This window comes from Nocardia anaemiae NBRC 100462, from assembly GCF_001612725.1.
Taxonomy (GTDB): Bacteria; Actinomycetota; Actinomycetes; order Mycobacteriales; family Mycobacteriaceae; genus Nocardia; species Nocardia anaemiae.
On record NZ_BDAZ01000044.1, the window covers coordinates 1 to 21,435 of the forward strand.

General features: G+C 66.0%; 21 protein-coding genes and 1 pseudogene. 10 read left to right on the top strand and 12 right to left on the bottom strand.

Annotation, left to right across the window (positions count from 1 at the left end; genetic code table 11):
* The 3 genes from NA5_RS23875 to NA5_RS23885 form a co-directional block, all read right to left on the bottom strand.
* Nucleotides 1-858: RNA polymerase sigma factor (locus NA5_RS23875; protein WP_062989992.1), on the bottom strand; the 858-nt coding region annotated here is incomplete at its 3' end.
* A gap of 15 nt (nt 859-873) precedes the next feature.
* Nucleotides 874-1,293 carry a YciI family protein gene (locus NA5_RS23880; RefSeq protein WP_062989771.1) on the bottom strand — a complete coding sequence of 140 codons (420 nt, stop codon included), beginning with the start codon at nt 1,291-1,293 and terminating at the stop codon, nt 874-876.
* A 163-nt stretch (nt 1,294-1,456) separates the two neighbouring features.
* Complete coding sequence (locus NA5_RS23885; RefSeq protein WP_062989773.1) at nt 1,457-1,684, bottom strand: hypothetical protein; 228 nt, start codon at nt 1,682-1,684, stop codon at nt 1,457-1,459.
* Nucleotides 1,685-1,702: 18 nt separating this feature from the next.
* Between NA5_RS23885 and NA5_RS23890 the strand changes: the two are divergent.
* A pseudogene (locus NA5_RS23890) lies at nt 1,703-2,331 on the top strand (hypothetical protein); the annotation flags it as partial.
* Here NA5_RS23890 and NA5_RS43265 read toward each other — a convergent pair.
* The 4 genes from NA5_RS43265 to NA5_RS42390 form a co-directional block, all read right to left on the bottom strand.
* Nucleotides 2,227-2,748, bottom strand: coding sequence for a putative glycolipid-binding domain-containing protein (locus tag NA5_RS43265; RefSeq protein WP_157110594.1), 522 nt, complete (start codon nt 2,746-2,748; stop codon nt 2,227-2,229). The pseudogene NA5_RS23890 and the gene NA5_RS43265 sit on opposite strands and share 105 nt — an antisense overlap.
* Nucleotides 2,749-2,751: 3 nt before the next feature.
* Nucleotides 2,752-4,095 (bottom strand): family 1 glycosylhydrolase, encoded by a 1,344-nt coding sequence (locus tag NA5_RS23895; protein ID WP_062989775.1) that lies wholly within the window; start codon nt 4,093-4,095, stop codon nt 2,752-2,754.
* Nucleotides 4,096-4,184: 89 nt separating this feature from the next.
* On the bottom strand, nt 4,185-4,445 hold the full coding sequence (locus NA5_RS41650; RefSeq protein WP_062989777.1) for a hypothetical protein: 261 nt from the start codon (nt 4,443-4,445) through the stop codon (nt 4,185-4,187).
* Nucleotides 4,445-4,627 (bottom strand): hypothetical protein, encoded by a 183-nt coding sequence (locus NA5_RS42390; protein ID WP_245672370.1) that lies wholly within the window; start codon nt 4,625-4,627, stop codon nt 4,445-4,447. Before NA5_RS42390 ends, NA5_RS41650 begins: the two co-directional genes overlap by 1 nt.
* 117 nt (nt 4,628-4,744) lie before the next feature.
* On the opposite strand from NA5_RS42390, the gene NA5_RS42895 reads away from it, so the two are divergent.
* Nucleotides 4,745-4,870: a hypothetical protein gene (locus NA5_RS42895; RefSeq protein ID WP_281201749.1), complete on the top strand. Its 126-nt coding sequence runs from the start codon at nt 4,745-4,747 to the stop codon at nt 4,868-4,870.
* Between the two features lie 54 nt (nt 4,871-4,924).
* Nucleotides 4,925-7,639, top strand: coding sequence for an ATP-binding protein (locus NA5_RS23910; RefSeq protein ID WP_062989779.1), 2,715 nt, complete (start codon nt 4,925-4,927; stop codon nt 7,637-7,639).
* A 244-nt stretch (nt 7,640-7,883) separates the two neighbouring features.
* Here NA5_RS23910 and NA5_RS43270 read toward each other — a convergent pair whose 3' ends face one another.
* Nucleotides 7,884-8,072, bottom strand: coding sequence for an NUDIX hydrolase (locus NA5_RS43270; protein ID WP_371856454.1), 189 nt, complete (start codon nt 8,070-8,072; stop codon nt 7,884-7,886).
* Here NA5_RS43270 and NA5_RS41860 point away from each other — a divergent pair.
* Nucleotides 8,004-8,249, top strand: coding sequence for a hypothetical protein (locus NA5_RS41860; protein WP_062989783.1), 246 nt, complete (start codon nt 8,004-8,006; stop codon nt 8,247-8,249). The genes NA5_RS43270 and NA5_RS41860 overlap by 69 nt on opposite strands.
* Before the next feature lie 72 nt (nt 8,250-8,321).
* Nucleotides 8,322-8,960 (top strand): VOC family protein, encoded by a 639-nt coding sequence (locus NA5_RS23925; protein WP_062989785.1) that lies wholly within the window; start codon nt 8,322-8,324, stop codon nt 8,958-8,960.
* On the opposite strand, the gene NA5_RS23930 is transcribed toward NA5_RS23925, so the two are convergent.
* The 3 genes from NA5_RS23930 to NA5_RS23945 form a co-directional block, all read right to left on the bottom strand.
* On the bottom strand, nt 8,942-10,546 hold the full coding sequence (locus tag NA5_RS23930; protein WP_084484388.1) for a bifunctional 3'-5' exonuclease/DNA polymerase: 1,605 nt from the start codon (nt 10,544-10,546) through the stop codon (nt 8,942-8,944). The two genes, NA5_RS23925 and NA5_RS23930, sit on opposite strands and share 19 nt — an antisense overlap.
* 152 nt (nt 10,547-10,698) lie before the next feature.
* The gene (locus tag NA5_RS23935; RefSeq protein ID WP_062989787.1) at nt 10,699-11,565 is read right to left on the bottom strand and encodes a class II glutamine amidotransferase; all 867 of its coding nucleotides are present in this window, start codon (nt 11,563-11,565) and stop codon (nt 10,699-10,701) included.
* Between the two features lie 651 nt (nt 11,566-12,216).
* Nucleotides 12,217-12,636 carry an SRPBCC family protein gene (locus NA5_RS23945; RefSeq protein ID WP_062989791.1) on the bottom strand — a complete coding sequence of 140 codons (420 nt, stop codon included), beginning with the start codon at nt 12,634-12,636 and terminating at the stop codon, nt 12,217-12,219.
* A gap of 206 nt (nt 12,637-12,842) precedes the next feature.
* On the opposite strand from NA5_RS23945, the gene NA5_RS23950 reads away from it, so the two are divergent.
* From NA5_RS23950 to NA5_RS23970, 5 genes are all read left to right on the top strand, one after another.
* The gene (locus NA5_RS23950) at nt 12,843-15,875 is read left to right on the top strand and encodes an alpha-mannosidase (RefSeq protein ID WP_062989996.1); all 3,033 of its coding nucleotides are present in this window, start codon (nt 12,843-12,845) and stop codon (nt 15,873-15,875) included.
* A 160-nt stretch (nt 15,876-16,035) separates the two neighbouring features.
* Complete coding sequence (locus tag NA5_RS23955; RefSeq protein ID WP_062989793.1) at nt 16,036-17,277, top strand: cytochrome P450 family protein; 1,242 nt, start codon at nt 16,036-16,038, stop codon at nt 17,275-17,277.
* Between the two features lie 48 nt (nt 17,278-17,325).
* Nucleotides 17,326-18,192, top strand: a complete 867-nt coding sequence (locus tag NA5_RS23960) for an LLM class F420-dependent oxidoreductase (RefSeq protein WP_062989795.1) — start codon at nt 17,326-17,328, stop codon at nt 18,190-18,192.
* A gap of 114 nt (nt 18,193-18,306) precedes the next feature.
* Nucleotides 18,307-18,966: a hypothetical protein gene (locus NA5_RS23965; protein WP_218020147.1), complete on the top strand. Its 660-nt coding sequence runs from the start codon at nt 18,307-18,309 to the stop codon at nt 18,964-18,966.
* Nucleotides 18,953-19,939, top strand: a complete 987-nt coding sequence (locus tag NA5_RS23970) for a nucleotidyl transferase AbiEii/AbiGii toxin family protein (protein WP_062989797.1) — start codon at nt 18,953-18,955, stop codon at nt 19,937-19,939. Before NA5_RS23965 ends, NA5_RS23970 begins: the two co-directional genes overlap by 14 nt.
* Nucleotides 19,940-20,098: 159 nt before the next feature.
* Here NA5_RS23970 and NA5_RS23975 read toward each other — a convergent pair whose 3' ends face one another.
* Complete coding sequence (locus tag NA5_RS23975; protein ID WP_062989799.1) at nt 20,099-21,319, bottom strand: ROK family protein; 1,221 nt, start codon at nt 21,317-21,319, stop codon at nt 20,099-20,101.
* Nucleotides 21,320-21,435 lie beyond the last annotated feature (116 nt).

Below are 21,435 nucleotides of genomic sequence, written 5' to 3' on the forward strand. Positions count from 1 at the left end.
GCGGCGGATCGCGGCGCGGTCCCAGCGGCGGCGGTCCTGCTGCTCCAACAACACCGGCTCGCCGTCGGGTCCGGTACGGGCCGGGAAGCGTGCCGCGGTCAGTTCGAGCAGCGCGAGCAGACCGTGGACCTCGGCCTCGTTCGGCACCAGCCGGGCCAGCACCCGGGCGAGCCGCTGTGCCTCGCCCGCTAACTCGAATCGGATCAGATCATCACCGGAGCTGGCCGTTGAACCCTCGGTGAAGATCAGATAGATCACGCTGAGCACCGAGCCGAGGCGCTCGGCCCGCTCTCGGGCCGATGGCACCTCGAACGGCACCCGCGCCGCCGCCAACGTCTTCTTCGCGCGGGTGATCCTGGCTTGCACGGTGGCGGTCGGCACGAGGAATGCCTTGGCGATCTCGTCGCTGGTCAGACCGCCGACCACCCGCAGGGTGAGCACCACCCTGGCCTCCCGGGACAGCACGGGGTGGCAGGAGATGAACATCAACGCGAGCACGTCGTCATCGATGCGGTCCGGATCCCAGAGCAGGTCCTCGGCCTCGCGAGTGGGTTCGCTCCCGGCGACCACACCGCCCTCGCCCAGATCGCGGGCGAGGGCGGCATATCTCTCGTCGAGGGCCGAGCGCCGACGGAACGCGTCGATCGCGCGACGCCGACCGACGGTGAGCAGCCATCCCGCGGGATTGCGGGGCGCACCGTCACGTGGCCAAGTCACCAGGGCCTCGGCCAACGCCTCCTGGGCGAGGTCCTCGGCCAACGCGAAATCGCCGGTGTAGCGCGCGAGTGCACCGACGATCCGCGCCGACTCGATCCGCCAGATTGCGGCGACGGCCGCGCGGCCGGTGTGATCAGCCATCGCCATTCGGTCCGCTCAGAGCTGACCGGTCGCTTCCCGCCACTTCCGCTCCTTCTGGACCCACTCGTTGTCCTGCGGGAACTCATCGATCGTGGTGACCCGGCGGATCTCGGTCTTGAAGCCGGGACCGGTGATCGGCGACCGCTTGGCCCACTCCACCGCCTCCTCCTTCGATGCCACGTTGAGAATGTAGAACCCGCCGAACAATTCCTTGGTCTCGCCGTACGGTCCGTCGGTGACCACGGGCGTCTCGGTGGAATAGTCGACGACCACGCCATCGGCGGCATCGTCGAGGCCCTCCGCGGCGACCAGCACGCCCGCCCGGATCATCTCCTCGTTATACCGACCGACGGTCTCGAGCATCTTGTCGAAGTCGATATTCGCCATCCCCGCAAAGGCCTCGTCGGTGGCGCGCCAGATCAGCATGTACTTCATCGTTCTGTCTCCTCGACTATCCGGATCCCTCTCGGACCCTCTCACCCCTGAGTCGAACGGGGAACCTCGTAAATCGACGCGCCGCCGAAAATCTCTCCGTTGGTGCCGTAGACGAGGGCCGCTCTGCGACAGTGGGTTCGCCGGTTTCGGGCCGACCGGCTTGTCAGCGGTGGAACAGGCGGCGGATGCGGGTGCGGATACCTGTGGTGTCCTGCGGGATGGGAGTGGCGGGTTCCTCGGCCGATGTTGCCTGGGCGAATCGCACGTGCAATTGTTCGCGGACCTGGTCCGGGGTGTAGGCGCGGCGGCGACGTTCGGCGCGCACGATCACGACGCCGGTTGCGACTACACCGGCGGCACCTGCCAATCCCACTGCCTTCCACCACCTCATACCGCATAGGCTACGTCCATGACGGGGACGAGCATCAGTCTCGATCGGGCGCTCGAGCTCACCAGAACTGGCGATATCTGGTTGTTCCGTGGGCATTCGGCGGCTGACCGTGCGATTCGGATGACAACGAACAGTCCGGTGAACCATGTGGGAATGTCGGTTGTGCTCGACGATCTGCCCGCATTGATCTGGCATGCGGAGCTCGGTCGATCCCTGCCCGATATGTGGTCGGTACCGCGCACCGTGGCGTGCAGTTGCACAACCTGCGTGATGCGGTATCGGTGTGGACGCACCGCTACGGTCAGCAGGCCTGGTTGCGCCAATTGAACCGTCCGGCAACCAAAGAGATGGAAGACAGTCTGCTGCGCACCATCGCTCGACTCGACGGAACCCCGTTTCCCTCCACCGCCGGTCTCGCTGGTCGCTGGCTACGCGGCCGAGTACGTCTCCCGCGACGCCGGTCGGGCCGAGCGGCCGTTCAGGAGTTGGAAAGCGCGTACTGCGCGGAGATCGTGGCCGTGACCTACCAGTCGATGGGACTGCTATCGCAACAGCGAAGCCCGAATTGGTATGACCCCGGCCGCTTTTGGAGTGGTGACGCACTGGAGCTGAGTGGTGGCTATGAATTGGGTGGTGAAATAGCCGTGCAAACGCATACCAGCTCCTGACCGCGGTCGATGGTATGTGCGTCTCCGGAGATCTGGAACGCCAACTACATGAACAGGGCGCGGGACGAGTTCCGGCGGGTTGGAACCAGTGACTGCCCCACGCAAATGCGGTGCGGGGATACCATCGATCCGCCAGTTGCCCGTGCCGTCTGCCTCGACAACGATGGTGCGGGTCAGGTCCTCACTTCGGCCGATGATCCGCGCGGATCTGGTCAGCCACGATCGGTCCACTTCGATCACGTAGTCCACAATCCAGGATCGACTGTCCTCAGTGGCCGTGGTGACGCCCTCGACTCGCTGTCCGCCATGATCAGCGGTGAAGTAAGCGACTTCGAAACCCGTCCGGGCCCCTATGTGCTGCCAGGATGCGACATTCGGCAAATCCAGAAAAGTCATCGGCTACGGGTTTGCCACCGGGCTGAAGCAGCTGGCGGGTGGGTCGACGAGGACACAGAACGATGGGCCGCGGGTGGGGCGGTAGTCGGCGGGGAGGCCGCCTGTCGCGATGAGTTGGGTGTAGGTGCCGACGGCGTCGGTGGGGCGGCGCGTCAGGGAAGGGTCGGTACGCACGTCGACCGTGTAGAGGCCGAATCGTGGTGTGTAGCTGCCCCATTCGTAGTTGTCGGTCAGGCTCCAATAGTTGTAACCGATGACGTTCATGCCGTCGGCTTTGGCGCGCTGGATCCAGTAGACGGTGTCGCGGAGGTGATCGCTGCGGGTGTAGCCATCGCCGCGTGGGATGCCGTTTTCGGTGGGCATGCCGTTCTCGACGATATAGAGCGGTTTGCCCGGAAGGCGGCGCGAATAGTATTGCAGCGCATAGTAAATGCCCTCGGTACGTACCGGCAGCTCCCAGATGCGCTGGCCGGGCAGCTCCGGCATTGCCGACCCGATGGCCCTGGTGATCGAACTCAGCAGCGACTGCACCGGATCGTAGGCGAAGTAGTAGTCGACACCGACGTAGTCGAGCCTGTCCGCGACGCGATCAATGAACCCGCCGTTGACTTGCGCCTCCGAGCCCGCGACATAGCCGACGTTGCTGGTCACCTGGGCGCCCGGCTGGACCTGGTGGATGTAGTCGTAGATGGCGTTGTGGGCCTGCGCGAGGCGATCGAGCATCTCGGGCGCGCTCGCCGCGCCCCGGCCGGTCTCGTGCACGATGTAGGCGACCGGCTCGTTCACGGTGACCCACAATGGATTTCGGGATGCGTAGCGGTCGACGACCGTGCGCATGTTGGCCAGCCAATCCCCGACCATACCCGGGTTGCGCCAGCCGCCGCGGTCGGCCGCCCAGCCGGGATAGACCCAGTGGTCCAGGGTGATCATCGGTCGCATCCCGGCAGCCACGATCTTCGCGATCACCGCGTCGTAGAAACCGAACGCGCCGGCATCCCAGGTGCCCGGCGTGGGTTGCACCCGCGCCCATTCGATTCCGATCCGGAACACCTTCACGCCCAGCTCGGCCGCCAGGTCGATATCGGAGGCGTATCGGTCGTAGAAGTCGACCGAATCCTGCAGTGGTTCGGCACCGGAGTTCGCGATGTAACGCGTCCAATTGCTGTCGGGCGCATGGCCTTCGGACTGGAATCCGGAAGACGCGACACCCCAGAGGAAGTCCGAATCCAGTACCGGTAGCGCGTTCGACCGAATCGGTGGGACGGCCGAGGAGTTCGTGCACAGCAGCAATGTCGACGCGGCGGCGGCGAGCGCGGCCAGGACGTACCGACGGAACCGGGATCGCATCAATTCAGGGTAACTCGATCATCATCAGCGTTGGACGAATCGAAAATGCTGGGCTGATTTGCCACATCGGTGGCACATCAGCCGGGCAGCTAGCAGAGAAGATCCAACGCTCCAGGCGCCCGCCCGTGCAGCAGTGCAGTCTCCGCCCATATCCACAGCGCCACGGGTCCCGTGAAAATGGTTGCCACGCTGAACGTTTCGATGGCCATGCGACGACGAAGCATGCCGATCACCCTGGGAGCCCACCGCCGCTCGTCGCTCCAGTAGTCGGCGACATAGGACGGCAACACGCCGCGTGCGACTGCCAGGGTCTGTTCGTCGTTCGAAATGCCGGTGTGCGGTGCGGACATCACGCGGCCCGCAGCGGACCGGCGAACGACTTGCGCAGCGAGGACGGGCCGACCAGGGGTAGCAGCGTCGCCAGGATCCTGCCCTTGAACGTCCGCGGTGTTCGGGTCAGTTCGACCTCGACGCGGGCGCCGTGCTGTTCGGGCGTGGCGCGGAAGGTCCAGCCGCCGCCGGGGCCGAACAATTTGGAGTCCAGCGTGGTGATGGTGACGGTGTCTCCGGCGGGATCCCATTCGTAGCGGGCGCGCTCCCAGGCGGCGGCGGTGCCCTCGGTGACCTCGGCCCAGGTGTCGCCGCGGTCGTGGACGACGAAGTGTTCGGCGTCGATGGTCGGCCAGACCTAGCCATGCACAACACCATCGCGGCCGCGGGCATGGCGGCGAATCTGTCAGATGACGCTGGGTTGACGTATTCGCTGTTTCGGTAGGGTCACGGCGGGGCCCGAATGTGGAGGTGGGACCCGGAGAAGGGATAGCGCACCATGCCGATATTCGGACGAGACACCGAGCTGAAAGACCTGTGCGCGCTTGTGGACGGTCCCGGCGACCGGAGCGGAATCCTGCTCGAAGGCGAACCCGGTATCGGAAAGTCGGCGCTCGTCGAGGAGGCGGTCGCCGCGGCGGCCGTCGCGGGACTGCGGGTGCTGCGGATCGCCGGGGTCGAAGCCGAACAGCACCTCGCCTACGCCGGACTGCATCGTCTGCTGTACCCGCTGCGCCGCGAGTTCGACGCCCTCCCCGCGCGCCAATTCGATTCCCTGGCAACAGCTTTGGGCATTTCCGACTCTACCGCCGATCCGAGCACCTACCTGGTGGGCCTGGCCGCACTGACCGTGCTGGCCGATACGGCGGCCGAGCGGCCGCTGCTGATCGTCGCCGAAGACGTGCACTGGCTCGATCCCGCCAGCGCCGACGTGCTCGCCTTCCTGGCCCGCCGCATCGACGCCGAACCCGTTGCCGTGCTCGCCACGCTTCGCGACGACAGCACGACACCGCTGCGCGACGCGGGACTGACTGCCATGCGGCTCGGGCCGTTATCCGACGACGACGCGACAGCGCTGCTCGACGGCGTCGCACCGGAGCTGCCCGCGCAGATCCGCCGCCGCGTACTCGCCGAGGCGCACGGCAATCCGCTCGCGCTGACCGAACTGCCCACGGCGGTAACAGATCTCACGGAATTACCCGTGACGCTGCCGTTGACCGAACGCCTCGAACGCGCCTTCTCCGCGCGGGCCGCCGCACTCCCCACACCCAGCCGAACCGCGCTGCTCGTCGCGGCGCTCAACGACAGCGACTCGATCAGCGAAATACTTTCTGCCACAGGTGTTCTCCTGGGAACAGCAGTGGAGCCCGAGATCCTCACACCGGCAGTGGCGGCCCGTCTGATCGAAATCGGTTCCGGCACCGTGACTTTCCGGCATCCGCTGATGCGATCGGCCCTCGCTGCGGCGGCGGCAGTCGACGAACGCCATCGCGCCCACCTCGCACTCGCCGAGATTCTCGACGCACTGCCGGATCGGCGGATTTGGCAGCGTGCGGCGGGCATCATCGGCCCCGACGAGCAGGTGGCCGCCGAACTCGAAGCGGTCGCCCAACGGGCGCGACATCGCGGGGGCGCGGTCGCGGCGCTGGAACGGGCCGCGGCCCTCAGCGACAACCCGGGCCGACGCGCGGATCGGCTGCTGCGGGCGGCCGAGCTGGCCGTCGATTCCGGTCGCCGCGATACCGCCGAGCGACTGGTGGACACCGCGCGCACGCTGTCCCTGACGCCCGGACAGCAGGCCACCGCGAACTGGCTGCTCAGCGGATTCGATGACGGCGTGCGTGAAAGCCCTTCGCGCATAGGCGAACTGGCTGCGCTGGCGGCATCCGTCGCCGCCGACGGCTACCCCGATGCCGCGATGCGGATCCTGTGGGGTGCGGCCATGCGGTGCTTCTGGTCCGAACCCGGGCCAGAGGCCCGCCGGACGCTGCTCGCCGTCGCCGACGAACTACCCATTCCGGACAGTGACCCTCGCCTTGTCGCGGTCGACGCGTATGTGGCTCCGTTCGAACGCGGCGACCGTGTCCTCGGCCACCTGGGCGCACTGGTATCGACCACCGGGCGCGACCCGGAGGTCGACCGCTTCCTCGGCAGCGCGTCCCTTCAAGTGGGCGCTTTCGACCTCGCCGCCCGATTCTCCACCGCCGCCGCTCCCGGACTGCGCGCCGCTGGACGGCTTGGGCTGCTGCCCCGCGCACTCACGGTTCAGGCATGGAGCCTGACCCGGCTCGGTGATCTCGCCACCGCGGCTCCCGTCGCGGCCGAGGCCGCGACATTCGCTCGGGAGACCGGCCAGCCGTTCATGCACGGATTGGCCACGGCGGTACAGGCCGAAATCGCTGCCCTGCAAGGGGATTACCCGCAGGCCGTAGCGCTCACAGCGAAAGCCGAGCGGGTCGGGCTCGCCGCCGGTGCCCGACCAGTGTTGGCCACCGTCCAGCTCACCCGCGGCCTCATCGCCCTCGGCGAGGGCCGATTCGATGATGCCTTCGGCGATCTGAGCCGGATGCATGATCCGCGAGATCCGTCGTATTCACCAGCTCTGCGCGCGTATTTCCTCGCCGAACTCGCCGAGGCCGCGATCCGCGCCGGACAGACCGACGCCATGCGGGAGCTGCTCCGCGGACTGGAACCGGCGGCGGCGTCCACGCCGTCGCCCGCCCTGCACATCGGAATGCGTTATGCGCGAGCCGTACTCGCGACCGAGGCTGCCGACGAGCGCTTCGACGCTGCCCTGGCGGCGGATCTCACCGGCTGGCCCGCCGAACGCGGGCGCCTGCACCTGGCCTACGGTGAATGGCTGCGACGACAGCGCCGGGTCGTCGAATCGCGGACCCATTTGCGCACGGCCAGAGAGACTTTCGACGCCCTCGGTTTCGCCGCCTGGAGCGAACGGGCCCGCCTGGAGCTGCGCAGCGCCGGGGAATCCAGCCCGAACCGCAACCCGGACGCGCGCGAACAGCTCACCCCGCACGAGCTGAGCATCGCGCAATTGGCGGCCAAGGGCCTGACCAATCGGGAAATCGGGCAGCGGCTGTTTCTGTCGCACCGGACGGTCAGCACCCATCTGCACCGCATCTTCCCCAAACTCGGGATCAGTTCGCGCAGCGATCTCGCGGCGCTGCTGCCGACCAGGGATGACCCGGTCCGGTAGGCCGACCGTCACCGGGTACGTCATCCGACGGTCGCTGCGGCATTCGCCCGTTCCCTAGCGTCAGTGGTGGTTGGTTGCGATCCCTCGGTCGCACAAGCCATCGTCGCGGTGAGCGGATACATCGTCACCCAGCAAGCGGCCCAGCAGTAGCCACTGTCGCCGGAAGCCGAACTCGGCTGGTGGTACCAGTACTACTTCGCCACCGAACGCGGCCGCCTCGGCTACAGCCGCACTCGACACGACTTCAACAAACTGATCTGGCGGCGTGCCTCTCCGACCCCGCGCTATTCGTCGGCCTTCCAGCCGTGCCAGAACGACCGCGTGCCGCTTGTGATGACGGCGCATTACCACGATCGGTGTAGGCGTGCTCGACTACACCAGCGAAGCCGACGATCCTGCTGGCAGCTCCGAGTTCTTCGGCGATTTCGCGGATGAGGGCGGATTCGACGGGCTCGACATGCCCGCCGGGGAGGAAGACCCATGTCTTGCCGCGTTAGCGTGCCACGAGCCGAAGGTTCGTGAAACTGGAACGGTCCGCGCGGCTATCAACCGGTGGCAATGGCGGCGGAGCAACGCCCACGGCGCTGTCGGCAGGTCCACGACCGGCTGATCCAGACCGGGGACCGGAAGCGATCAGGAATCGAGAAGCGCCGGTCAGGGGGGAGAAAATAACGTTGCTGACATGAACATCACCATTAACCGAACCGCTATCGAATCCGTCATCCTCGAGGTGCCCGACGTCGCGGCCGCAGAGGCTTTCTACACCGCCGCGTTCGGTCTCGGGGACAAGTTGCGCTTCCGCGCCTCGGAGGCGCCGACGACCGGCTTCCGTGGCTTCATCCTCTCGCTCGTGGTCTCACAGCCGAGTACCGTCGACAGCCTTTTCGGCACCGCTGTCGACGCGGGCGCGACGGTACTGAAGCCCGCCAAGAAGAGCTTCTGGGGCTACGGCGGTGTCGTCCAGGCACCGGACGGGGCGATCTGGAAGATCGCGACATCGTCGAAGAAGGACACCGGCCCGGCCACTCGTGAGATCGATGATTTCGTGGTTCTGCTCGGGGTTGACGATGTCAAGGCGACCAAGCAGTTCTACGTCGACCATGGCCTGACCGTGGCGAAGAGCTTCGGCAGCAAGTATGTCGAGTTCGAAACCCCGGCGTCCTCGATCAAGCTCGCGCTCTATGGGAGACGTGCCGCCGCCAAGGATGCCGGTGTTTCCCCGGAGGGCAGCGGGTCGCACCGGATCGTCCTCGGCGGCAATGCTGGAGCCTTCACCGATCCCGATGGGTTCGCGTGGGAACCTCACTTGGCGTCCCAGTAGCACTCCACCACCGCCGTCGTGCACGGGAACCGCACCGGTGTCGGCCCGAAGGCGATCCGGCCCGCCGTGTCGGCCGCGGTCGCGATCATTTCGGCGACCGCAGTGGCTTCCTCGGCCGGGCAGTGCACGATCACCTCGTCGTGCTGGAAGAAGACCAGTTCGGCGCGGAGTCCGGCGTGCGTCATCGCATGACGCACGCCCGCCAGCACCAGCAGTGCCCAGTCGGCGGCACTGCCTTGCACTACGAAGTTGCGCGTGAAGCGGCCGCGAGCACGCGCGGCGGGGGTGCCTGGCTCGGGCGGTACGAGCGAGGCTGGCGGGCAGGTGCGCCCGAGCCAAGTGCGCACCAAGCGGCCCTCCTCACCGGCGCGGGCCGCATCGTCGACATACGCCACCGCGGCCGGATAGCGTCGGCGCAGTTCGGCCATGTGGGTCAGGGCATCGCCGGAGGTCTGGCCGTAAATGGCGCCGAGCAGGGCCATTTTGGCTTGGGCGCGGTCGCCGCCGAAGACACCGGCGTATAGGTCCTCGCCGCGACCGGCCACCTCCATCAATCCCGGATCGCGGGAGATAGCGGCGAGTACTCGCGGCTCCATTTGGTCGGCGTCGGCGACCACCAGACGCCATCCAGGGTCCGCGCGTATCGCTTGACGCATCACCTTGGGGATCTGCAGGGCACCGCCCCCGTTGGTGGTCCAGCGGCCGGAAACGGTTCCGCCGGGCAGGTATTCGGGACGAAAGCGGCCGTCGTGCACCCACTGCTCGAGCCATGACCAACCGTGGGCGGTATACAAGCGGTACAGCGATTTGTAGGCAAGCAATGGCTCGATCGCAGGGTGATCGATCTGCTGGAGTTCCCATTTTCGGGTGGAGGACAACGAAATTCCGACGCGGGCGAAGGCTTTGATGATGTCATTGGGCAGGTCGGGCCGAACCCGCACGCCTTCCCCGAACGCCCGCGACACCTCGTCGGCCAACTCCGCCATCCGGCGCGGCTCCCCGCCCGGAAAGCGTTCACCCAGTAGCTTGTCCAGCAACTCGCGGTGGACGTCGGCGCGCCAAGGGATCCCGGTTCGGGACATCTCGGTGGCAACCAGCATGCCCGCCGATTCGGCGGCAAGAAGCAGCCGCATACGCTCCGGATGTTCGGTCTTCGCTGTACGTTCCAGCTGACTCGCGTAGACCTCCAGCAGTGCGTCGAACTCGTCCGTACCGGGCGGCAGTGGTACCGGGCCCGATTCGAACAGCGACGGCTGGGTCTCGGCGACACGCACTGGCGCGTCCGACGGGACGGGCAGCTTGTGCAGTCGCGCCCAAGCCGCCGCCAACGAGCGAGCCTGGCCCGACTGCCCCTCCTCATGGCCGATCAGCAGCGCCTCCGCGGCCTGCACGTCGTAGCACCGCTCGACCCGCACCCCCGCCGCCGACAACGGCCGGTAGATCTCGGGCGTGGACCGCCACACCCACCGCTCGACCTCGGGACGTGCGCGCACGGCCTCGGCGAGCGATGGCTCGCGCATCACCGGTCCGGCGGGCCGACCGTCCTGATCGAGCGGACACAGACGCGCACCTCCGTCGCCCGTCATCGCCACCGCCCATCTCACCTCCCGAGTCTTGCATCGGGGACCGACATCCACGCCGCTGCCGTGTCGCCGAAAGGGGGTCCGGTAATTCGGATGACTCGCACGAGGGCTCCGCTGCCGCCGGAAAGGTTCTGCGCTGCGCGGTTCGACGCGTGTTACCGACCCGACTGTGCTGCCGCGGCGCGGCTGTCGAGCTGTGTAAGCGATAGTGGATGGTGAGGCGCGTAGTCCAGGACGGTGGTCGATCGGACGCGCAGCTGCTCGTCGACGTGGAGTAGTTCACCGGGTGCGAGTGCTCGCCAGCGCGGGTCTTCGTCGGTGCGTTCGCTGGCTATGACGACCGCTGGGAATTCGCGCAGATGGCCACTGCGGGTTCGGATTCCGGCTCGTCCGGCCTGGTCCAGGTGTCGATCGCCTTGCGGGCCACCGGCCGCGCGTTCGAGGACGAAGAGGCTGTGGGTGTCGGGGTAGCGCAAGGCCCACAGGTTTGTCGCCGTGGTGAGTACCAGGTTGAGGGCGTAGACCGGCAGTCGGTCCGCGATCCACCTGACCGCGTCGGTGATGCCCGCGGTGACGTCGCCGTCGTGTTGGTCGGTGCGCTGGGTGATCAGGGCGAAGAATCGTTCGGAATCGGTGTCGCCGTGTACCAGTTCGAGGTAGTCGCCGAGTTCCGCGTCCAGTTCGTCGAGGCCGTGCAGTACGCCGTTGTGCGCGAACAGGCGGCCGCGTTGTTCGAAGGGGTGGGTGTTGGGGGGTTGTAAGCCGCCTGTGGTGGCGTAGCGGATGTGCGCGACGAACGTCGTCGATTCTCGTTCGCGTGCCTCCCGAGCGAATTGGACGTCCTCGTATGCGGCGATCGGTTGTTTCTCCACCAGCGGGACCCCATCGGCGGTGAAGGTGCCGAGGCCGACGCCGTCGGGTTCACGTCTGCTCTGAATCGACAGACTGTCCGGCGCGTCCAGCAACCAGAATGTGGCCCGCACGCGCTGCGGTGCTGCCGACAAACCGAACAAGCGACACATGGGACTCCTGCCTTGGCGTTGTCCGCGTGTGATGACTGTCCTGCGATGGTAGTCCCAGGTGAGCCGATCTTTGCGTTCCGGTCCGGAAGCCGTGGGTCCGGTCCGGAATTGCTGTCCGGGCGGTTGACCAGGGGGTTCAGGGTGCGGGCTCTCGATCGCGCAGGAGTGCGCTCATATCGTGATCACAACGCATCAGCGCGGGTCGGGGTCTCTGTAAACCGCGTGTGCGCAAGTGATTTCGATTCTGAGGGGGACTGTTATGTGGGAGTGGAGCAAACACGTGGCGGAGCATGCCGCCGCTGCGGCATGGACCCGTCGACAAGAGGCGTACCGACCGACGATCTGCGACCCGGAACCAGAAAGCACATGCGCCGAGAACGGTGGCTATGAGGCCAACGGTCGGGAAGATTCCAGTGACGGCGATGGCGGGGCCGACTAGTCAGGTCTCGATCGGAACCACCGTTAGGCCTGCCTCCGCGGCGATGCGGGTTGCGACTTCCCGCGGAGGCAGGCCGGTGGCGTCGATGACGTAGGCCGAGGGCCGCGCTCATGCCGACGCGAATATCGCCGAATCCACGAAGAGAGGGTCGCGGGCGATTTCGGTGATCATGTTCTGGCGGTGCGGTCCAGCCTCCGGTGACTCCTCCGGCGTCACGGCAGCCGGGGTGGTGCCGATGCTTCTATCGCCTGCTTCATTTCCTTGATGCCGTATTCGGTGCGGATTCGGATATCGGCGGCGATGGTGTCGGGCAGGACGTCGGTGATCCAGATCAGGCGGCCGTGCTCACCTTCGCTGTGGACCTCGAAGGATGCGTGGTGGTAGTCCAGCGATGGCCTCGCGCCGTCCACGACGGAGTAGGCCAGGCGGCGGGTCCGGTCGTCGATAGAAACGATCAGTTCCCGGATCACGTGGCCGTCGGGGAATGTGAGGAAGCGTTCGACGCCCTGGATGCGGGTGTCGGCGACTCGGCCGGGGAGCAGGCGTGTGTGCACGGCACCGACATCGCGGACCACATCCCAAATGTGTTGTGCGGAAGCTTCGATGACGATTTCGGTCCGGATGGTGGCCATGGGCTCGAGTCTTCCTGATTTCGACACATAACGTTTCCCAATATTGGCGCTGTTGAGGTATCCGACAGGTTTCGGCATGGGAGGCAGGCTCGTGCTGGCTATCAGGTCCTGAGTTGGGCCAGAAAAGGGGCTGGCCGCGCCCGGAATTCACCGTGCTGTCGGACAATAGGGCGTTGGTGATCACTTCTCCGATGGGAGCCAGCACTGTGCACGATGACCGTCGGTTGATCGAAAGTCGCCTCGGGCGGGTCCTCACCGAGCGGATCGTTCCGGCGATCTATCCGGAGTCGGTGCCGCTGCGGGCATCGATCTGGGTCGCGCCGGATGAGCCGGTGCCGGTTGCCGAAGGGTTGGCCGCGCCCCGGACACCTATCGAATCCGGTGCCAGGTGGGGCGCGCCATGGGGGACCAGCTGGTTCACGGTCGAGGGCACCGTGCCCGCCGAGTGGGCGGGCAAAACCGTCGAGGCGATTATCGACCTCGGCTTCGACCGGAATATGACAGGCTTCCAGTGCGAGGGTCTGGTCTATCGGTCCGATGGGTCGCCGGTGAAGGGACTGCATCCGCGCAACCAGTGGGTGCGGGTGGCGTCTCCGGCGGTCGGTGGCGAGGCGGTGCTGTTGCACGTCGAGGCGGCTTCGAACCCGATCGTCCCCTTCTTCGCGCCGAACTCTCTCGGTGACAAGTCCACCGCCGGTGCCGAGCCGCAATATCGGCTGGGCCGAATGGATCTCGCTATTTTCGACGACGAGGTCTGGCAGCTGGTACAGGACTTGGAGGTGCTCGGCGAGCTGATGCACGAGATGCCCGAGGAGCCTGCTCGCCGCTATGACATCGTGCGTGCGATCGAGCGCGCACTCGACGCGGTCGATCTGCACGACGTGAACGCCACCGCCGCGGCGGCGCGCGCATGCCTTGTCGATGTGCTCGCGAAGCCTGCGGCACCGTCCGCGCATACGATTTCCGCGGTCGGGCACGCGCATATCGATACCGCGTGGCTGTGGCCACTGCGCGAGACGGTGCGCAAGGTCGCGCGCACGACCGCGAATATGACCGCCCTGCTGGCCGACGAACCCGAGTTCATCTATGCCATGTCCCAGGCCGCGCAGTACGACTTCATCAAGCGACACCGTCCCGAGGTCTACGAGCGCGTCAAGCAGGCGGTATCGGAGGGACGGTTCGTGCCCACCGGCGGGATGTGGGTCGAGGCGGATACGAATATGCCGGGTTCGGAGGCGATGGCGCGGCAATTCGTGCACGGCAAGCGGTTCTTCCTGGCGGAATTCGGTATCGAGAACGAAGAGGCATGGCTGCCCGACACCTTCGGGTTCGCCGCCGGGCTGCCGCAGATCATCAAGGCCGCCGGATCTAAATGGCTACTGACACAAAAGATTTCCTGGAGCCAGATCAACCAGTTTCCGCACCATACCTTCCTGTGGGAGGGGATCGACGGAAGCCGGATCTTCACCCACTTTCCGCCGGTCGATACCTACAACTGTTCGATGCACGGGCGTGAGATCGCCCACGCCGCACGGAATTTCAAGGAAAAGGGCGGTGCGTCGATATCACTCGCACCGACCGGCTGGGGCGACGGCGGTGGTGGCACGACGCGGGAGATGATCGCGAAGGCCGCCAGGATGGCCGACCTGGAGGGTTCGCCGAAAGTGGTGTGGGACTCCCCGTCCGGCTTCTTCGCCAAGGCCGAGGCCGAATACGAGAACCGGCCGGTATGGGTGGGGGAGCTGTATCTGGAGTTGCACCGCGGCACATTGACCAGTCAGGCGAAAACCAAGCAGGGCAACCGGAGCAGTGAGCACCTGCTGCGGGAGGCCGAGCTGTGGGCCGCCACCGCGGCGGTGCGGAAGAATTTCGAGTATCCGTACGCGGCACTGGACCGCATCTGGAAGACGGTGCTGCTGAACCAGTTCCACGATATTCTGCCCGGCTCGTCGATCGCATGGGTGCACCGCGAGGCCGAGCAGACCTACGCGGCGGTGGCCGAGGAGTTGACGGCGATCATCGAGCGGGCGCAATGGGTTCTCGGCGGTGAGCGGGTGGGACCGAATGTGTTCAACCCGACGCCGCACACCTGGCGATCGGTTCCGGCCGGTGCGGCGGCTGTGGCGGACTCGGCTGGTCCGTGCCCTGTGGCCGAGCGTGCGGGTGGCGGCTTCGTCCTCGACAACGGTCTGCTGCGGGTGGAAGTGGACGCGCGGGGGCTCGTCGTGTCGGTGTTGGATCTCGAACATCAGCGCGAGACGCTGCCAACGGGTTCGGCCGCGAATCTTCTACAGCTGCACCCGGATTTCCCGAACTCCTGGGACGCTTGGGATGTCGATCTCTTCTACCGAAACCGGACCATCGACCTGACCGAAGCGGAATTCGTTGCGGCAGAATCGGATTCGAAGGACAAGGCAGTGGTGCGAGTCGGTCGCTCTTTCGGGTCTTCCAAGGTCGAGCAGACCCTGACGCTGCGGGCGGGTGCGCGCGGTCTGGATATCGACACCACCGTCGACTGGCACGAGACCGAGAAATTCCTCAAACTCGCCTTCCCCCTCGATATCCACGCCGACCGCTATGCATCCGAGACCCAGTTCGGGCACATCTTCCGGCCCACCCACACCAACACCAGCTGGGAGTACGCGAAGTTCGAGGCCTGCAATCACCGCTTCGTCCACGTCGCCGAGCCCGGGTGGGGCGTGGCGCTCGTCAATGACTCGACATACGGTCACGACGTCACCCGCACCGTTCGCGCCGATGGCGGAACAACGACAACACTGCGGTGTTCGCTGCTGCGGGCGCCGCGGTTCCCCGATCCGGACACCGACCACGGTAGGCACCACTTCCGGCACGCACTGCTCCCCGGCGCATCGATCGGGGATGCGGTGCGTGCGGGCTACCGGATCAACCTGAGCACACGTCCGGGTGTCGCCGAACCCGTTGAGCCACTGTTCATTATCGACAACGACGCCGTGGTGACCAGTGCCGTCAAGCTCGCGGACGACGGCAGCTGTGACGTCCTGCTCCGCGTCTATGAGGCCCACGGCGGCCGAGCCTCGGCGCTGATAACCGCAAGCTTCGCTGTCGCCGAATTCCAAACCTGCGACCTACTGGAACGCCCACTGCAACATACCTCCGCTATACCCGAGGGCACAGGAATCCGCGTCCACCTGCGCCCCTTCCAACTCCTCACCCTCCGATTCACCCGCACCGCCACGCCACCGCAGCTGGACCGATGATCACCATGTGCTGGTGTTAGCGCTCTCTCGGGCGATGCCGCCACCAGCGCATGGCGATCGTTCGACCAGCCTTGGAGTGTTATTTGCGTTTGGGGTGCGGTGGGGTGGGGTGGGTGCTTAGGCTCACGGGGTTTGTTTGTTCGAATGCCTGGAGTTCTCGATGACGATGCCGTCTTCGGCGCACAGCCGTGCGTCGTTCACTTCGCCGATCGACACGGACGGTCCGCGGGTGGCGTTGTATACGCCGGAGTTCGCGGCGGATCCGCATCGGGCGTATCGGGATATGCGGGAGCGCTACGGGGCGCTGGTGCCGGTGGATCTGGCGCCGGGGGTGCCCGCCACTTTGGTGGTCGGCTATTACACGGCCCTGGGGATCATGAATGATCCGGATCATTTTCCGGCCGATCCGAGCACCTGGCAGCGGAGTGTGGCCGCGGACTGCCCGGTGCTGCCGATGATGAAGTGGCGACCGAATGCGTTGCGCAATGCCGGTGAAGCACATGCCAGGTATCGGCAGACCAATGTCGCGGGCCTGGAGAAGGTCGATCAGTATCAACTGCACGATACGGTGGCGAAACTCGCTGTCCCGCTGATCAATTCGTTCTGCGCCGATGGGTCGGCGGATCTGGTGCGCCAGTACGCGTTTCCGCTCGCCTTCGCGGTGCTCAATGCCATGCTCGGGTGTCCGGCCGATATCGCGCAGCAGGCCGCGACCGGTATGGCCGCGATCTTCGAGGGCATCGACGCCGAGCACGGCAACCAGCTGCTGGTCGGGGCGATGCTGGAATTGACCCAGCTCAAGCGGGCCGATCCCGGCGATGACATCACCACCCGGATGCTGCGGCACCCGGCGGGGCTCAGCGATAGCGAAATGGTGCACCAGCTCGGCACGCTGTACGGCGCGGGCATCGAGCCGCAACAGAATCTGATCGTCAATACCCTGCTGCTGATCTTGACCGACGAGCGGTTCGGCGGCAGTGTGCTCGGCGGGACCCTGTCCACCCGCGACGCGCTCGACGAGGTGCTGTTCAACGATCCGCCGATGGCGAATTTCTGCTTCAGTTTTCCGCGCCAGCCGATCCTGATCGATGATGTCTGGCTACCCGCCCACCAGCCGGTCGTCATCAGCATCGCCGCCTGCAATACCGATCCGGCGATTGTCGCGAATCAGTACGCGGGCAACCGCTCCCATCTGGCCTGGGGCGCCGGACCGCACATCTGCCCCGCGAATTCGATGGCGTATCTGATCGCGCAGGACGCCATCGATCAACTACTGGACGCACTGCCCGAGATCAGCCTCGCGGTGCCGTCCAATCAGCTGACCTGGCGGCCGGGACCGTTCCACCGCGCACTTACGGCACTTCCGATCACCTTCCCGCCTTCCCCGCCGCTGCCGTCCTAGGACCGACGGTGCCTCCCCGGCATGCGACGGTCGTGCCACGCTCGGCGTATGCGACTGAGTATTTCCCTCGCCGACTTCACCTGGCCGGATTCGCCGACCGCGATCGGTCCGCGGGTCGACCGGATCGTGCGCGCCGCCGATCAGTCCGGGCTCGACTCGGTGTTCGTCATGGACCATCTGTTCCAGATCGGTTCGAACGGCCCGGCGGAACACGACATGCTCGAGGCCTATGCCGCCCTGGGATATATCGCGGCGCGGACCGAGCGAATCCGGTTCGGCGCCTTGGCCACCGCCGTCAGCTATCGGGATCCTGGTCTATTGGTCAAGAGCGTCACGACCCTCGATGTGCTCTCCGGTGGCCGCGCCTGGCTCGGCATCGGTGCGGCCTGGAATGCCGATGAAGCCGCGGGCCTCGGCCTGTTCTTCCCGCCGACCGCCGAGCGGTACGAGCGACTGGAGGAAACCTTGCGGATCGCGAAGCAGATGTGGTCGGGCTCCGAAAAGCCTTTTCTCGGAAAGCATTACACCCTCGAACGCCCACTCAACGTCCCCAACGCGCTGACTCGCCCGCACCCGCCGATCATGATCGGCGGCCAAGGAGAGCGAAAGACACTGCGCCTGGTCGCGCGATACGCCGACGCCTGCAACCTCTTCGGCGAATCGGTCGACACTGTTGCAGCCAAACTCCAAGTCCTGCGAGGACATTGCGAAGCGGTCGGCCGTTCGTACGAGGACATCGAAAAGACCATGGTCGCCTACTGGTATCCGGACAAATCGGTTGCGGAGCAGGCGGATTCATTCGCTCGCTTCGCCGAGGTCGGCATCCAGCACGTCGTGCTGGGCCGCCCCGGCCCGTTCATCGATGAGGACTTCGAGCACATCTCCGAATTGGTGCGCGCCGTCGCCGACCTCTGAGATAGCACTCACCGCAGCGTGACGCCAGCAGCCATGGTGCACGCCAGCGATACTATCGGCGGGCTTCCCAGTCTTGGCACTCGACCGGCGCGACGGTCGCATTAGGTTGGATCCGTGGTGATCGAACATCAGTTCGCAGGAGATTTCGAGGCGCATATGACAGTGCGGCTGCCTTCGGACGAACCACGATTGGTGGAGTTGGCCGCCGCCCGCGACCTTCGTTACACCAGGATCGTGCTCGATCGTGGAGCCGTGCCGGACCAGCCGATGCTCACGTTCACTGTCTCGGGCACACGTGCCGACGCGATTCGGGCGGTCGAGGCACATGCTCGCGCACTGACCGGGGCCGGTTTCTGCTTGGCTCGCACCAAGATCGAGGCGAGCCCGTTCAACGAAGAGATCCCCCAGACGACCGAGGAGGCGGCCGCGCTACCGGCGGGCTGTTATTTCGAGCATCATGTCAAGCTCGTCCTCGATGGTGCGGCGGATGCGACGCGCGTGCGCGCTGTCGTCGAGCCGCACGCGGCGCACGTCTCACGCAATGCTCGGCGCTCAGCCGGACATGGGCGGCACGAGCGGTTCGTTACGCAGCGGGCCTTTGGCGTCGGTCTGCCCGAGGCGGGCGAGCGGCTCGCGGCTCTGCTCGCGGACTTGGCGGCCGCCGGGTTCGCGGCGATCGAGCTGGAGCGGGAGTTCGTCGTGCACGACGACCACCCGGTACTCGATGCCGGATGGATTACCGAATCGGTTGCGGTAGCGCATGACCGAGGATGATGCGCACCGGGCGGCCCTGGACCATATGCTCGCTCTCGTCGTCGGCGCGGAGTGGTCCACCGGGCTGGTGCTGCGCGGCAGCATGACGCTGCAGGCGTGGGTGGGCGAACAAGCACGACCTCCGGCCGATCTGGATTGGATTGCGCCGGGCCTGTCAGCGGCCGACTTTCCCGACCCACTCGACCCCTTCCCCTACGTCGACGACATCACCTGGGTCCAGCAGTGGCCCGAGGCGGTGGCGGGGGCGGCCGAATACCCGATATGGACCGAGGACGAGTTCGCTACGTTCGGCAGCCGTCCAGTACTGCCCCCGGAGGGCCTGCGCTGGATGCGGGCCGATGAGGGGTGGTGGCAGGCCGAGAAGGACAATCGGCCTTCGATATTGGCGGACTTGGTCGACGCGATAGGAAACGATCCACATGCGGGCCGCGGTGTCGTCCTCGATGCCGACGCCGTCGAAGCCGACGAACAATGGGGTTACTCCTACGGATATGACACTTCCGGAGTCCGGATCCGGGTGCCGTGGCACGCCCCCGGCCTGAAATCGCGTGCGATACAGCTGGATTTCGCGACCGAGGAAATGTTCCCGGACGAACGGGTCTGGACGGCCATTCCGCGCGGTGACAGCGGCCCGCCCACCCCCGTGATCACCGCGAGCCGTGAGCTGTCGCTGGCCTGGAAGCTGCTGTGGCTGCACACCGACTCGACGGAGAAGAACTGCGCCGCAGGCAAAGATCTCTACGACGCGGTATTGCTGGCCGAATGCCCACAGACACGTCTGACACGTCGGCTGCTCCGTACAGTGCTCGGCGACAAGGCGCACGGATTCGGGCCCGAGACGATCCGCGCCTGGCGAGTGGACTGGGAAGAATTCGCCGCGTGCCACTCGGCTCCCTGTGACATGGACATCGACTTCGACGTGAACACTTGGCTGGAACGACTCGCTCACGCATTGTCGGCGTCGATCGGCTGAAATCACTCCAGCTCGAGGGCAATTCGTCGTATTCGGTCCGGCTCTGACAGTTCCGTCGAACGTAGCCGAATGGTGGTCGCTCGCGCGCCGAATTCGACCGCCAGCCTACTACGCTCGGCGAGCTGCCGGAGGCGGATAGCAGGCAATCCGGAACCGGCACTATGTGCTCGAGCGGATGGCGCGGCGGGCGGCTATGGAGCCGAAGGTTTCGCGGTCGGCGAGGAAGCCTTCGAGGGCGAAGGTGGCGGCGCCGAGGCTCACCGGGTTGTGCGGCAGCGTGCACAGTTGCAGGGTGACCGCGGCGAAGGGGTCGGACATGGCGTGGTGGGCGGCGACCCGGCGGGTTGTGTCGATGAGTCGTTCGCCGAGGACGTTCGCGACCAGGTCGCCGAAGACCATGGTGCGCGGGTTGAAGAGGTTCACCAGGTTGGCGACGGCGACACCCAGATAGTTACCGGTCTTTTCGATGACGGTGCTGGCCACCGGATCGTCGCTGGCGGCTATGGCCGCGATGGTGGCGGCATCGTCGGCCGCGAGCAGTGGACTGGCCGGTGCGATTTCGCGCAGGGTCTGCACGATGCCGCGCGCGCTCACATAGGCCTCGACGCAGCCGTGGCGTCCGCAGCGGCATTCGCGTCCGTCGATGACGAGGTTCGTGTGCCCCCATTCGCCCGCACTGTTGGTCACGCCGCGATAGAGCGTGCCATCGATGACCACACCGATGCCGACTCCGGCGCGCAGCGTGACGACGATCAGATCGTCCACATCCCGACCGGCGCCGAACCAAAGATGCGCTGCCGTACTGGCTTTCAGCGGATTGTCGAGATACAGCGGATGCGGCACCCGCGGTTGCAGCAGCGATTTCAACGACACGTCGTGCCAGTCCCAGTACGGCGAGAACACCGAAACGCCGCCCTCGGGTTCCACCAGACCCGGCACACTCAAACCCACACCGAGCACCCGCTCCGCATCGTCGGCAGTCAGCTCGGCGATGCCGCGCACGATCAGCTCGGTGACATCCTCGGGCCGGGTGGCCGCGGGATCCACCGGAATCTCCACCGATCGCAGCACCGACATCGCCAAGTCGAAAAGGTCGAAATGAATACTGGTTTCGGCCATATCGACACCGACAAGCATGCCCCGCGCCGGATTGATCGCGAGTTGCGCACGCGGCCGCCCGATGCCCGGCGCGTCGTAGCCGAGTTCGGCGAGCACACCCACATCGAGTAGTTCGGCGATCATATTGCCCACCGTCGCGAACGAGAGGCCGGTGGCGCGGGCGATCTCCTGACGGCTGGTGTGGCCCGCGGCGGCGTAGACCGCCTGCAATACGGAGAACCGATTCCGGCGTCGGATATCGCGCGCGGTCAGCTGGTACACGGTCGGGCCATCTCCTTCCGATTGATATTCGCAGACGCTACCCGAGCACTTCGGACAACACTATTTACAACGGTTATCCGAAGTCCTACTGTAACCCAGGTCACTACAAGTCGCCG